Genomic DNA, 12,464 nt, shown 5'->3' on the forward strand with positions numbered 1-12,464 from the left:
GGCTCGCTCCCACAATGGCCTGTTTTCAAATTGAAATTTCCATGCACATTGATATCTAGGAAACCCCATGGACTGGAAACCCCACATCACCGTCGCCACCATCGTCGAAGACCACGGCCGTTTCCTGATGGTGGAAGAATCCAAGGGCGGACGAGCGGTACTCAATCAGCCCGCCGGCCACCTGGACCCGGACGAAACCCTGATCGAAGCCGCCGTGCGCGAAACCCTGGAAGAAACTGGCTGGGACGTCGAACCCACCAGCGTGGTGGGCATTTACCTGTACACCGCTCCCAGCAATGGCGCGACCTACCAGCGCGTCTGTTTCGCCGCCAAGGCCCTGAACCACCGCCCCGGCTATCAACTGGACGACGGCATCCTGGGCGCCAAGTGGCTGACTCGCGACGAATTGCTCGAGCAGCGCGAGCACTGGCGCAGCGAGCTGATCATCCGTTGCATCGACGATTATCTGGCCGGCCACCACCATAGTCTGACGCTGATCCGTCCTTCTCTTTAGCCTTGCGCGCCCGGGCCTGATAGAATCGCGTCCTTTTTCAAGACACTCATTGAAACTCCTATGCGTGATCCAGCCCCTTCTGACACATCCAAGAAGCGCGTCATTGTCGGCATGTCCGGCGGCGTGGACTCTTCCGTTTCCGCCCTTCTGCTGATCGAGCAGGGTTATGAGGTGGAAGGCCTGTTCATGAAGAACTGGGAAGAAGACGACGGAACCGAATACTGCACCGCCATGGACGACCTCGCGGATGCCCAGGCCGTGTGCGACAAGATTGGTATCAAGCTGCACACCGCCAACTTCGCCGCCGAGTACTGGGACAACGTCTTCGAACACTTCCTGGCCGAGTACAAGGCCGGCCGCACGCCGAACCCGGACATCCTGTGCAACCGCGAAATCAAGTTCAAGGCGTTCCTCGACTACGCCATGATGCTCGGCGCAGACCTGATTGCTACCGGCCACTACGTGCGTCGCCGCGACATCGACGGTCGTACTGAATTGCTCAAGGGCCTGGACCCGAACAAGGACCAGAGCTACTTCCTGCATGCCGTCGGCGGCGAACAGATCGCCAAGACCCTGTTCCCGGTAGGCGAACTGGAAAAGCCCGAAGTACGCGCAATCGCCGAAAAACACCAGCTCGCCACCGCCAAGAAGAAGGACTCCACCGGCATCTGCTTTATCGGTGAGCGCCGCTTCAGTGACTTCCTCAAGCAGTACCTGCCGGCCCAGCCAGGCGAGATCAAGACCACCGAAGGCGAGGTCATCGGCCGTCACCATGGCCTGATGTACCACACCATCGGCCAGCGCCAGGGCCTGGGTATCGGCGGCTTGAAAGACGCTGGCGAAGAGCCGTGGTACGTACTGGTCAAGGATCTGGAACACAACGAGCTGATCGTCGGCCAGGGCAACGACCATCCGTGGTTGTTTTCCCGCGCCCTGCTCGCCTCCGAGATCTATTGGGTCAATCCGATCGACCTCAGCGAACCACGCCGCCTGACGGCCAAGGTTCGTTATCGCCAGAGCGACCAGCCTTGCATCCTGGAGAAAACCGCCACGGGCTACCGTGCCACCTTCGATGATCCGCAGCGGGCCGTCACGCCCGGGCAGTCCGTGGTGTTCTACGATGGCGAAGTCTGCCTGGGCGGCGGCGTGATCGAAGTCGCAGAGCCCTGGAGCAGCAAGGCATGACCCCAATCCAGGAACAACTGACGGCATTGGGCGGCGTGTTTCTCGCCGCCGTGCTGGTGGACCGGATCGCCAAGACCGGCCAGGCCACCGAGGCGGGCGTGGCCTGCATGCTCGGCAGCCTGCTGGTTCGCGACCCCAAGGACACCCTGGAAGTCTATGGCGGCGACGACTTGAACCTGCGTGAAGGCTATCGCGCCCTGATCGGCGCCCTGGAACGCGATCCCAGCGCCCTGCAACGCGAACCGCTGCGCTACGCCTTGTCGATGCTGGGTCTTGAGCGCCAGCTGGCCAAGCGCGACGACCTGCTGGAGACCATCGGCAAACGCTTGCCGCAGATCCAGTCCCAGGTCGAGCACTTCGGCCCGTCCCACGAAAACGTCGTCGCGGCCTGTGGCGCGCTGTACCAGGACACCCTGAGCACTTTGCGCCAGCGTATCCAGGTGCATGGCGACATGCGCAACCTGCAGCAGCCGAGCAATGCCTCGAAGATCCGCGCCTTGTTGCTGGCCGGGATTCGCTCGGCACGGCTGTGGCGACAGTTGGGCGGCCATCGCTGGCAGTTGGTGGTCAGTCGGCGCAAATTGCTGAAAGAGCTTTACCCGTTGATGCGCAACGAATAAGTCGCCTCAACTTGCTTTTTTTTGTGGCGAGGGGATTTATCCCCGCTGGGCTGCGCAGCAGCCCTAAAAGCAGCGAACTCAATCTTCTGGCGCACCGAGTTGCCTGGTTTGGGGGCCGCTTCGCAGCCCAACGGGGATAAATCCCCTCGCCACAGGTAATAAACAGTTTTATCTCGTTACGCGTAACACGCCGGTCAGTTGGCGACGGACCGGCGATTGTTTTCATGTATGATACGCGCCCCATTTCGTTGCCCGACTGTCCGAGAACACCCCATGCAGCTCTCTTCGCTCACTGCGGTTTCCCCTGTTGACGGCCGCTACGCCGGCAAAACCCAGGCCCTGCGCCCGATTTTCAGCGAGTACGGCTTGATCCGTGCCCGTGTCCTGGTTGAAGTACGCTGGCTCCAGCGCCTGGCCGCCCATCCTGCCATCAGCGAAGTCCCGGCGTTTTCCGCCGAAGCCAACGCGGTGCTGAACGCCCTGGCGGAAAATTTTGTGCTGGAGCACGCCGAGCGCGTCAAAGAGATCGAGCGCACCACCAACCACGACGTCAAGGCCATTGAATACCTGCTCAAGGAGCAGGCGGCCAAGCTGCCGGAGCTGGCCAACGTCAGCGAATTCATCCACTTTGCCTGCACCAGCGAGGACATCAACAACCTGTCCCACGCCCTGATGCTGCGCGAAGGCCGCGATGAGGTGATGTTGCCGCTGATGCGCCAGATCGCCCAGGCCATCCGCGAGCTGGCGATCCGTTTCGCCGACGTGCCGATGCTGTCGCGCACCCACGGCCAACCGGCTTCGCCGACCACCCTGGGCAAGGAACTGGCGAACGTGGTGTACCGCCTGGAGCGCCAGATCGCCCAGGTTGCCGCCGTGCCGCTGCTGGGCAAGATCAACGGCGCCGTGGGCAACTACAACGCCCACCTGTCGGCCTACCCGGACATCGACTGGGAAGCCAACGCCCGCGCCTTCATCGAAGACGAGTTGGGCCTGAGCTTCAACCCGTACACCACCCAGATCGAACCGCATGACTACATCGCCGAGCTGTTCGACGCGATCGCCCGTTTCAACACCATCCTGATCGACTTCGACCGTGACATCTGGGGCTACATCTCCCTGGGTTACTTCAAGCAGCGCACCATTGCTGGCGAAATCGGTTCCTCGACCATGCCGCACAAGGTCAACCCGATCGACTTCGAAAACTCCGAAGGCAACCTGGGCATCGCCAACGCGCTGCTCCAGCACCTGGCGAGCAAACTGCCGATCTCCCGCTGGCAGCGCGACCTGACCGACTCCACCGTGCTGCGCAACCTGGGCGTGGGTTTTGCCCACAGCGTCATTGCCTATGAAGCCAGCCTCAAGGGCATCGGCAAGCTGGAACTGAACGAGCAGAAAATCGCCGCCGACCTGGACGCGTGCTGGGAAGTCCTGGCCGAGCCGATCCAGACCGTGATGCGCCGCTACAACATCGAAAACCCGTATGAAAAGCTGAAAGAGCTGACCCGTGGCAAGGGCATCAGCCCTGAAGCGTTGCAGACTTTCATCGATGGCCTGGGCATGCCTGCCGACGCCCGCGCCGAGCTGAAAAAGCTGACGCCGGCCAGCTACATCGGCAACGCGGCGGCACAAGCCAAGCGCATCTGATCCACGGCTTTACCTTTGAGACGCCCGGCCGCGCCGGGCGTTTTTATTCGCGGCTGAAAAGTATATTTTTTCAATAGGTTACACATGAATCCTGATATTCCTCTGCAACTCCTGGGCGGCATCACGGCACGGGAGTTCCTGCGCGACTACTGGCAGAAAAAACCGCTGCTGATCCGTCAGGCGATTCCTGACTTCCAAAGCCCCATCGATGCCGACGAACTGGCCGGCCTGGCCCTGGAAGAAGAAGTCGAATCGCGCCTGGTGATCGAGCACGGCGAGCGTCCCTGGGAATTGCGTCGCGGCCCGTTCGCCGAAGATGAATTCAGCAAACTGCCAGAGCGCGAGTGGACCCTGCTGGTACAGGCTGTCGATCAGTTCGTACCGGAAGTCAGCGAGTTGCTGGAGAACTTCCGCTTCCTGCCGAGCTGGCGCATCGACGATGTGATGATCAGCTTCGCCGCCCCCGGTGGCAGCGTGGGTCCGCATTTCGACAACTATGACGTGTTCCTGCTACAAGGCCATGGCCAGCGCAACTGGAAAATCGGCCAGATGTGCGACTCCGAGAGCCCGCTGCTGCAACACGCCGACCTGCGCATCCTCGCCGAATTCGAGGCCACCGACGAGTGGACCCTGGAACCGGGCGACATGCTCTACCTGCCACCGCGCCTGGCTCACTGTGGCGTGGCCGTGGACGACTGCATGACCTACTCGGTGGGTTTCCGCGCGCCTAGCGCCGCCGAAGTACTGACCCATTTCACCGACTTCCTCAGCCAGTTCCTGCCGGACGAAGAGCGCTACACCGACGCTGACGCACGCCCTGTGAGCGATCCGCACCAGATCCAGCACGATGCCCTCGATCGCCTCAAGGGCCTGCTGGCCGAGCACATGAGCGACGAGCGCCTGCTGCTGACCTGGTTCGGCCAGTTCATGACCGAGCCGCGCTACCCGGAACTGGTGGTGGGCCCGGAGCTGGAAGAAGACGACCTGCTGGCCAGCCTGGAACAAGGCGCAGTGATCATTCGCAACCCGAGCGCGCGCCTGGCCTGGTCGGAAGTCGATGATGACCTACTGCTGTTCGCCAGCGGCCAGAGCCGTTACCTGCCGGGCAAGCTGCGCGAACTGCTGAAAATGATCTGCGCCGCCGACGCCCTGCACATCGAGAACCTTGGCCCGTGGTTGGCCGACGAAGACGGTCGCGGCCTGGTCTGCGAGTTGGTCAAGCAAGGCAGCCTGGGGTTCGCTGATGAATAAAATTCACGTTCGTGTCGCAGACTGGCAAAAGGATAACGCCGAGATCCGGCGCATTCGTGAAACCGTGTTCATTGCCGAGCAGTCCGTTCCGCCTGAGCTGGAATGGGATGCCGATGACCAGAGCGCGGTGCATTTCCTGGCGTTCGAAGGCGATTTCCCCATCGGCACTGCGCGCCTGTTGACTGACGGCCATATCGGTCGCGTCTCGGTGCTCAAGGACTGGCGCGGCCTGAAGGTGGGTGACGCGCTGATGCACGCCGTGATCGCCGAAGCCGAGAAACGCGGGCTCAAGCAACAAATGCTCAGCGCCCAGGTGCATGCCACGCCGTTCTATGAGCGACTGGGCTTTGCGGTGGTCAGTGCGGAGTTCCTGGAAGCAGGCATTCCTCATGTGGACATGGTTCGCCATTCGGCCTGAAACCCTGTGGCGAGGGGATTTATCCCCGTTGGGCTGCGAAGCAGCCCCAATCAAGCTAATTGCCTCAACCTGACACACCGCAGTGACTGTTTTAAGGGCTGCTGCGCAGCCCAACGGGGATAAATCCCCTCGCCACAAAAGCATCACCAACACCATAAAACGCCCCGCCATCCACCGATGCCGGGGCGTTTTGCCGTCTACCATTCAACTTGCCCCACCCCAGGCCGACAAACTGGCAATATCAAGCCTTTGTCTCGCGGAGAAACGGACATGTCCCTACGCACCCTGCTCACCACCCTGCTGCTCGGCTGCAGCCTGTCGGTCATGGCGGACACGCAAATCGTGCCGCTGAATTACCGCACCAGCGCCGACCTGCTGCCGGTGGCGCAGAATTTCATTGGCAAGGACGGCCAGGTCAGCGCCTACGGCAACCAACTGATCGTCAACGCCGAGCCCGGCAAGATCGAAGAGCTCCGGCAATTCCTCGCCCAATTGGATACCGCTCCCAAGCGCCTGCTGATCACCGTCGACACCAACGAAAACAACCTGCAGGGCGACCAGGGTTATTCGATCAACGGCGCCGCCCCCAGCCAGACCCGCATCATCAACCGCAGCACCGCCAGCCGTGAAGGCGGCGTGCAGCAGATACAAGCCAGCGAAGGCCAGCCGGCGCTGATCCAGGTGGGGCAGAGCGTGCCGTTCACCAGCACCCAGACCGACACCTATGGGCGCATGCAAAGCCAGACCGAATACCGCAACGTCACCCAGGGTTTTTATGTCACCGCCAGCGTCACCGGTGAGACCGTTCATCTGAGCATCAGTACCAACCGTGACCGCATGAGCCAGGAACGTCCCGATGTAGTGAACGTGCAAAGTACCGACACAAGCGTCAGTGGTCGCCTGGGTGAATGGATCACCCTGGCGGGCGTGAATCGCCAGAATCAGGCCGACAAACAGGGCCTGACCCGCAGCTACTCGACCCAGGGCCGCGATGACATGATTTTGCGGGTCAAGGTCGATACCCTGAACTGAAGCACCAAAAACTGACTGATGAGTCGTATTAGACCAAAGATGTAGTGCTATAAAAAAAGCACTACAAAACGTTTGACGAGCCAAAAAACCGAAGGCATGATGGCCTCGCTCCCGCTAATCAGGGGCCCTGGCAAGGGCCTTCGGGTCGACGCTTGCAACTACCCTGCGAGCCGATTCGTGTCTGTACCGCCCACAAGGTGTGTTTGACGAGGTTGCGACTGGAACGAAGTTGTCCCGAGGGACGGAAGCGTAACTAGGTAACCCGGCATCACTCTGAGTTCGTATTAAAGGCCCACGACGCCCGAATGCGCCCGCAGTCCGCCCCTACCTGCTCACTTTCCCCTCGAGCCCATCGTTCATCCCGTCGCCTCCCCGCCTGAACCGACTTGTATGCCAACCCCTGGTCGGCAGGAGCAGGAATTTTCCACCAAGACCTATGCGACGAGGTTTATCTCCATGGCACTGACACGCGAACAGCAAATTGCAGCCCTTGAAAAAGACTGGGCTGAAAACCCGCGCTGGAAAGGCGTGAAGCGCAATTATTCCGCTGCTGACGTCGTCCGTCTGCGTGGCTCGGTTCAACCTGAGCACACCCTGGCGAAAATGGGCGCCGAGAAGCTCTGGAACCTGGTCACCCAGGGCGCCAAGCCAGCCTTCCGTCCCGAGAAAGATTTCGTCAACTGCATGGGCGCCCTGACCGGCGGCCAGGCTGTGCAGCAAGTCAAGGCGGGTATCCAGGCGATCTACCTGTCGGGCTGGCAAGTGGCTGCGGACAACAACTCCGCCGAGTCGATGTACCCTGACCAATCGCTGTACCCGGTGGATTCGGTTCCAACCGTGGTCAAGCGCATCAACAACTCGTTCCGTCGCGCCGACCAGATCCAGTGGAAAGCCGGCAAGAACCCGGGCGACGAAGGCTACATCGACTACTTCGCGCCGATCGTGGCTGACGCCGAAGCCGGTTTCGGCGGCGTACTGAACGCCTACGAGCTGATGAAGAGCATGATCGAAGCCGGCGCCGCTGGCGTTCACTTCGAAGACCAGCTGGCTTCGGTGAAAAAATGCGGCCACATGGGCGGCAAGGTACTGGTTCCAACCCAGGAAGCCGTGCAGAAGCTGACCGCTGCTCGCCTGGCCGCCGACGTTGCCGGTGTACCGACCATCATCCTGGCCCGTACCGACGCCAACGCCGCTGACCTGCTGACCTCCGACTGCGACCCGTACGACCAACCGTTCGTGACCGGCACCCGCACCCAGGAAGGTTTCTACAAGGTGCGCGCCGGCCTCGACCAGGCCATTGCCCGCGGCCTGGCCTACGCGCCGTACGCCGACCTGATCTGGTGCGAAACCGCCAAGCCGGACCTGGACGAAGCCCGTCGCTTCGCCGAAGCGATCAAGAAGGAATACCCGGACCAGATCCTGTCGTACAACTGCTCGCCTTCCTTCAACTGGAAGAAAAACCTGGACGACGCGACCATCGCCAAGTTCCAGCGCGAGCTGTCCGCCATGGGCTACAAGCACCAGTTCATCACCCTGGCCGGCATTCACAACATGTGGCACAGCATGTTCAACCTGGCGCACGACTACGCCCGCAACGACATGACTGCCTACGTGAAACTGCAGGAGCAGGAGTTCGCTGACGCCGCCAAAGGCTACACCTTCGTGGCGCACCAGCAGGAAGTGGGCACCGGCTACTTCGACGACATGACCACCGTGATCCAGGGCGGCACTTCGTCGGTGACCGCACTGACCGGCTCCACCGAAGAAGAGCAGTTCCACTGATCCACGCGGTAAACGGCCCTTGCGGACCGAATAAAAGCTAACCGCAAAGCCGACGATCTAACGCCCCGACTGGTTCGGGGCTTTTTTTCGCCTGTCATTCCCCGGCAACGGTGATGGTCAAGCCCAGCTTTCACACCTTGAAGTGACTGACCAACTGCTGCAACTGGTTACCCAAGCGCGCCAGTTCGATGCTGGAGGCTGCGGTTTCTTCGCTGGCCGAGGCGGTCTGTTCGGACACATCGCGCACGTTCAGGACACTGCGGCTGATTTCCTCGGCCACCGAGCTTTGTTGCACCGCGGCGGCGGCAATCTGCTGGTTCATGGACTGAATGCCAGAAACCGCCTGGGTGATATTGCCCAGGGACGTGCCAGCCTTGGAGGCCAACTCCACGCTGCTGTCGGTCAGTTCACGGCTGTTTTGCATGATACTCGATACCTGGCGCGTGCCGTTCTGCAAGCCCGCCACCAGGCTCTCAATCTCTTCGGTGGAATGCTGGGTACGCTGGGCCAGCCCACGCACTTCGTCGGCGACCACGGCAAAACCGCGTCCGGCGTCACCCGCGCGAGCGGCCTCAATGGCGGCGTTAAGGGCTAGCAAGTTGGTCTGCTCAGCCACCGCCCTGATCACGTCCATGATCTTGCCGATGCGCCCGCTTTCTTGCTCCAGCTCGTTCATGGCTTCGACCGAGCGCCCGACCTCACTGGCCAAGCGCTCGATCTGAACGATGGCTTGCGCAACCACCTGGTCGCCAATACGAGCTTGTGCATCGGCCTCTGATGCAGCTGCGCAAGCTTGTTCGGCATTACGCGCGACTTCATGCACGGTGACTGACATTTCGTGCATGGCGGTCGCCACCTGATCGGTCTCGGTTTTCTGGCTATTGACCCCGGCACTGGTCTGCTCGGTGACAGCCGATAGCTCTTCGGCGGCACTGGCGATTTGGGCGACGCCATCGCGGATGCCACCGATCAGATCGCGCAAGGTGGCGCCCATGCGCTGAATACCCTGTTGCAAGACACCCAGCTCATCACGACGAGTCACGATCATGTGTTGCGTGAGGTCGCCTGCGGCAATGCGATCGACCACGACCAATGTGTCCTGCAACGGCCGCGTAATCTGGCGAGTGATGATCAGGGCGGCAAAAATCCCCAACAACATCGCCAAGGCAGTGCAGCTCATTTGCAGGACGCGGGCCTGGGCGCTGTCTTCGTCACGGGAGACCAGTTGGCTGGCATACATTTCATCGGTCAGACGGGTGATGGTTTCGCCCAAATCGATGGTGTCCTGCACGGCCTTGCCAATGGCCTGATTACTGGCGGTGAAATTCTGTACCGAGTGGCGGTAAGCAATCAGCGCGGTTTCCAACTGCTTGATGGTGTCGGCATAGGTCGGGCCAAAAGCGCTGTTGAGGGTTTCAATGCCCTTGAGCGCATTTTCGAGCTGGCGGGTGGCGGCTTGTTCGGTGGCGCTGTTGGGGTTGCCGGTATAGCCACGCACTTCATAACGCACCAGCGCCACGTCCTCCTTGGCCTTGAGGATGAGCTTATAAAGGTCAAAGCGCTCATCCGAGGCAGGCATCGCTTCTACGTCAGTGATGACCTGGGCAATCAGCGCGGCGCCCTTGACCGCATTGACGCCCATCTCCTTGCGCATGGCTGCGTCATTGCGATAAGCCTCGCGCATCGTATCCAGTGCCACTTGATACTGCGCGCTGGCCTGCTCGATCAGCGCAAGTTTTTCCAGGTTTTCAGGCTTCTTCAGCTCTTTTGCGAGGCTTTTCTGTTGGGCGACAAACTGCTCCAGCGACGCCTGGATCAATGCACCCTTTTGTTCATCACCCTTGTCCACCTGGTACTGCAAACGAGCCCTGCGCAGGTGGTCAAGACGGTTGCCAAGCTCAGTGATGCTGGTCATTCGATCAGTGCGCTCGATCATTTTCCCCAGGCTGAACCAGCCGGTCGCGGCGACAATAGCCGTCAAAAGCAGCACAACAGCAAAGCCCAAAGCCAGCTTGAGCATAACGCTCATATTCGCGATCCGAGAATTCATAACATTCCTTTGGTATCAGCCGCGAACGATGAAAACTGACACGGCTATATAAGAAGGGGGCGAAAATCTAACCAGCATTGATATAGATGATTAGATGAATGAAGCGCAAAGATAGCCATTTGATATCACCCATTCAAGACCTTAAGCCAATCTCGTGCCAATTTTTGCTCGCAAGACGGTGTCGCCTAATGCGCAAATCCCCTGGCCACAGGCTGTGGGCGGGGTCTACTGAGCAACATTGATCTGAGCACCCGGTTTTTTCACCCGTTTTTTTTGAAGCGACCTACGCTGTAAGAGCAAGCCTGCAACTGTGGGAGCCAGGCTTGTCCGCGAAGAGCGAACGCAGTCTGCCTCGGGACCGCGTTGCCGGGATCACGGGCAAGCTCGGCTCCCACAGGAGCAGCCCCCCTGCAGATCCGCCCCTTCACGGGCCCTCCCCGACAAAACTTCGGTGCACGGATAGAAAAATTGATCGAACGCAGTATTGGGCAGTCCGAAAAGGAGTAAAACGTCCGACGCTGACAATTGCAGTAGCGGCGATGTAAGACAGCCCCTCAGGCACGACACTAAGTGCAGCGTAGAAAGGCCGCCACAAACAATAACAATTATCATTTGGAAGTCATTATCATTGTTGCATTCCGCACGAAATATTATTAATGAATAGTCGGCCAATGCCCACGGGGCCTGGGCTGCAGGGTCTTGGGGGCGCGCTATGTCCTTATTCCAATAAATAATTTCGCTATAGGAATTTTACTTGCCCGGTGTTTAGCCATAAAATCACCGCGATTGATTGCTGCGACATATCGTCACTGCGTTATTTCATTCAAGCTCAGAGACCTTTGCTCTCTGTTAAGGATTTCCAGCATGTCCGAAGCGACAGGACTCATGGCCCACAACTGGGGCTTTGCCATTTTCCTTCTGGGCGTCGTTGGCCTGTGTGCTTTCATGCTCGGCGTGTCGAGCCTGCTTGGGTCAAAAGCCTGGGGCCGCAGCAAAAATGAACCGTTCGAGTCCGGCATGCTACCTACCGGTGGCGCCCGCTTGCGGCTCTCAGCCAAATTCTATCTGGTCGCGATGCTGTTCGTGATCTTCGATATCGAAGCCCTCTTTCTCTTTGCATGGTCTGTGTCCGTCCGCGAAAGCGGCTGGACCGGATTCGTCGAAGCTCTCGTTTTCATAGCAATTCTGTTGGCAGGTCTTGTCTACCTATACCGGGTGGGGGCACTTGATTGGGCTCCGGAAGCTCGGCGCAAGCGGCAAGCGAAGCTGAAACAATGAGGCTTTGGCAATGCAATACAATCTCACCAGGATCGACCCCGATGCTCCTAACGAGCAGTATCCGATTGGCGAGCGGGAAACCGTCGCTGATCCGTTAGAAGATCAAGTCCACAAAAACATCTTCATGGGCAAGCTCGAAGACGTGCTGAACAGCACGGTCAACTGGGGTCGCAAGAACTCCCTGTGGCCGTATAACTTCGGCCTTTCGTGCTGCTACGTGGAAATGACCACCGCCTTCACGGCGCCCCACGACATCGCGCGCTTTGGCGCCGAGGTGATCCGGGCATCGCCGCGCCAGGCGGATTTCATGGTTATCGCCGGTACCTGCTTCATCAAGATGGCGCCGATCATCCAGCGCCTCTACGAGCAAATGCTCGAGCCCAAGTGGGTCATCTCCATGGGTTCGTGCGCCAACTCCGGTGGCATGTACGACATCTACTCCGTTGTTCAAGGGGTGGACAAGTTCCTGCCCGTGGACGTCTACGTGCCCGGCTGCCCGCCTCGCCCTGAAGCTTTCCTGCAAGGCTTGATGCTGTTGCAGGAGTCGATTGGCCAGGAGCGTCGCCCGCTGTCCTGGGTCGTTGGTGATCAAGGCGTCTATCGCGCCGAGATGCCATCGCAAAAGGAACAGCGCCGCGAACAGCGTATCGCAGTCACCAACCTGCGCAGCCCCGACGAAGTCTGATCCAG

The 12,464-nt window shown here is 59.8% G+C and carries 11 protein-coding genes and 1 pseudogene; 10 read left to right on the forward strand and 2 right to left on the reverse strand.

What is annotated here, in order from left to right:
• Positions 1-67 precede the first annotated feature (67 nt).
• The 8 genes from AC30D9_RS05120 to aceA all read left to right on the forward strand — a co-directional run bounded on the left by AC30D9_RS05120 (position 68) and on the right by aceA (position 8,446).
• Positions 68-514 carry an NUDIX hydrolase gene (locus tag AC30D9_RS05120; RefSeq protein WP_490143585.1) on the forward strand — a complete coding sequence of 149 codons (447 nt, stop codon included), beginning with the start codon at positions 68-70 and terminating at the stop codon, positions 512-514.
• Between the two features lie 60 nt (positions 515-574).
• Positions 575-1,699, forward strand: a complete 1,125-nt coding sequence (gene mnmA, locus AC30D9_RS05125; RefSeq protein WP_307571773.1) for a tRNA 2-thiouridine(34) synthase MnmA — start codon at positions 575-577, stop codon at positions 1,697-1,699.
• The gene (hflD, locus tag AC30D9_RS05130) at positions 1,696-2,319 is read left to right on the forward strand and encodes a high frequency lysogenization protein HflD (protein ID WP_134924976.1); all 624 of its coding nucleotides are present in this window, start codon (positions 1,696-1,698) and stop codon (positions 2,317-2,319) included. The genes mnmA and hflD overlap by 4 nt, the downstream gene beginning before the upstream one ends.
• A gap of 273 nt (positions 2,320-2,592) precedes the next feature.
• On the forward strand, positions 2,593-3,963 hold the full coding sequence (purB, locus tag AC30D9_RS05135; protein ID WP_490143586.1) for an adenylosuccinate lyase: 1,371 nt from the start codon (positions 2,593-2,595) through the stop codon (positions 3,961-3,963).
• Positions 3,964-4,047: 84 nt separating this feature from the next.
• Positions 4,048-5,214 (forward strand): ribosomal protein uL16 3-hydroxylase, encoded by a 1,167-nt coding sequence (locus AC30D9_RS05140; RefSeq protein WP_072339630.1) that lies wholly within the window; start codon positions 4,048-4,050, stop codon positions 5,212-5,214.
• Positions 5,207-5,632 (forward strand): GNAT family N-acetyltransferase, encoded by a 426-nt coding sequence (locus AC30D9_RS05145; protein ID WP_490143587.1) that lies wholly within the window; start codon positions 5,207-5,209, stop codon positions 5,630-5,632. The genes AC30D9_RS05140 and AC30D9_RS05145 overlap by 8 nt, the downstream gene beginning before the upstream one ends.
• Positions 5,633-5,902: 270 nt before the next feature.
• Complete coding sequence (locus AC30D9_RS05150; RefSeq protein ID WP_490143588.1) at positions 5,903-6,664, forward strand: secretin N-terminal domain-containing protein; 762 nt, start codon at positions 5,903-5,905, stop codon at positions 6,662-6,664.
• Between the two features lie 456 nt (positions 6,665-7,120).
• Positions 7,121-8,446, forward strand: coding sequence for an isocitrate lyase (gene aceA, locus AC30D9_RS05155; protein ID WP_063320477.1), 1,326 nt, complete (start codon positions 7,121-7,123; stop codon positions 8,444-8,446).
• Between the two features lie 130 nt (positions 8,447-8,576).
• Here the strand turns inward: aceA and AC30D9_RS05160 are convergent, their stop codons facing one another.
• Both AC30D9_RS05160 and AC30D9_RS05165 read right to left on the reverse strand, forming a co-directional pair.
• Positions 8,577-9,494, reverse strand: a complete 918-nt coding sequence (locus AC30D9_RS05160) for a methyl-accepting chemotaxis protein (RefSeq protein WP_432421868.1) — start codon at positions 9,492-9,494, stop codon at positions 8,577-8,579.
• A pseudogene (locus AC30D9_RS05165) lies at positions 9,480-10,496 on the reverse strand (methyl-accepting chemotaxis protein); the annotation flags it as partial. The pseudogene AC30D9_RS05165 and the gene AC30D9_RS05160, both read right to left, overlap by 15 nt.
• A gap of 864 nt (positions 10,497-11,360) precedes the next feature.
• Between AC30D9_RS05165 and AC30D9_RS05170 the strand changes: the two are divergent.
• Complete coding sequence (locus AC30D9_RS05170) at positions 11,361-11,774, forward strand: NADH-quinone oxidoreductase subunit A (protein WP_003203367.1); 414 nt, start codon at positions 11,361-11,363, stop codon at positions 11,772-11,774.
• 10 nt (positions 11,775-11,784) lie between these two features.
• Positions 11,785-12,459 carry a NuoB/complex I 20 kDa subunit family protein gene (locus tag AC30D9_RS05175; protein ID WP_003180065.1) on the forward strand — a complete coding sequence of 225 codons (675 nt, stop codon included), beginning with the start codon at positions 11,785-11,787 and terminating at the stop codon, positions 12,457-12,459.
• Positions 12,460-12,464: the final 5 nt, after the last annotated feature.

Source organism: Pseudomonas sp. DF11 (assembly GCF_058148565.1).

Coding starts and splice junctions, on each gene's coding strand:
- AC30D9_RS05160 (WP_432421868.1), bottom strand. CDS start 9,494: ATGATCGTGACTCGTCGTGATGAGCTGGGTGTCTTGCAACAGGGTATT.
- AC30D9_RS05140 (WP_072339630.1), top strand. CDS start 4,048: ATGAATCCTGATATTCCTCTGCAACTCCTGGGCGGCATCACGGCACGG.
- aceA (WP_063320477.1), top strand. CDS start 7,121: ATGGCACTGACACGCGAACAGCAAATTGCAGCCCTTGAAAAAGACTGG.
- AC30D9_RS05145 (WP_490143587.1), top strand. CDS start 5,207: ATGAATAAAATTCACGTTCGTGTCGCAGACTGGCAAAAGGATAACGCC.
- AC30D9_RS05170 (WP_003203367.1), top strand. CDS start 11,361: ATGTCCGAAGCGACAGGACTCATGGCCCACAACTGGGGCTTTGCCATT.
- hflD (WP_134924976.1), top strand. CDS start 1,696: ATGACCCCAATCCAGGAACAACTGACGGCATTGGGCGGCGTGTTTCTC.
- purB (WP_490143586.1), top strand. CDS start 2,593: ATGCAGCTCTCTTCGCTCACTGCGGTTTCCCCTGTTGACGGCCGCTAC.
- AC30D9_RS05120 (WP_490143585.1), top strand. CDS start 68: ATGGACTGGAAACCCCACATCACCGTCGCCACCATCGTCGAAGACCAC.
- AC30D9_RS05175 (WP_003180065.1), top strand. CDS start 11,785: ATGCAATACAATCTCACCAGGATCGACCCCGATGCTCCTAACGAGCAG.
- mnmA (WP_307571773.1), top strand. CDS start 575: ATGCGTGATCCAGCCCCTTCTGACACATCCAAGAAGCGCGTCATTGTC.
- AC30D9_RS05150 (WP_490143588.1), top strand. CDS start 5,903: ATGTCCCTACGCACCCTGCTCACCACCCTGCTGCTCGGCTGCAGCCTG.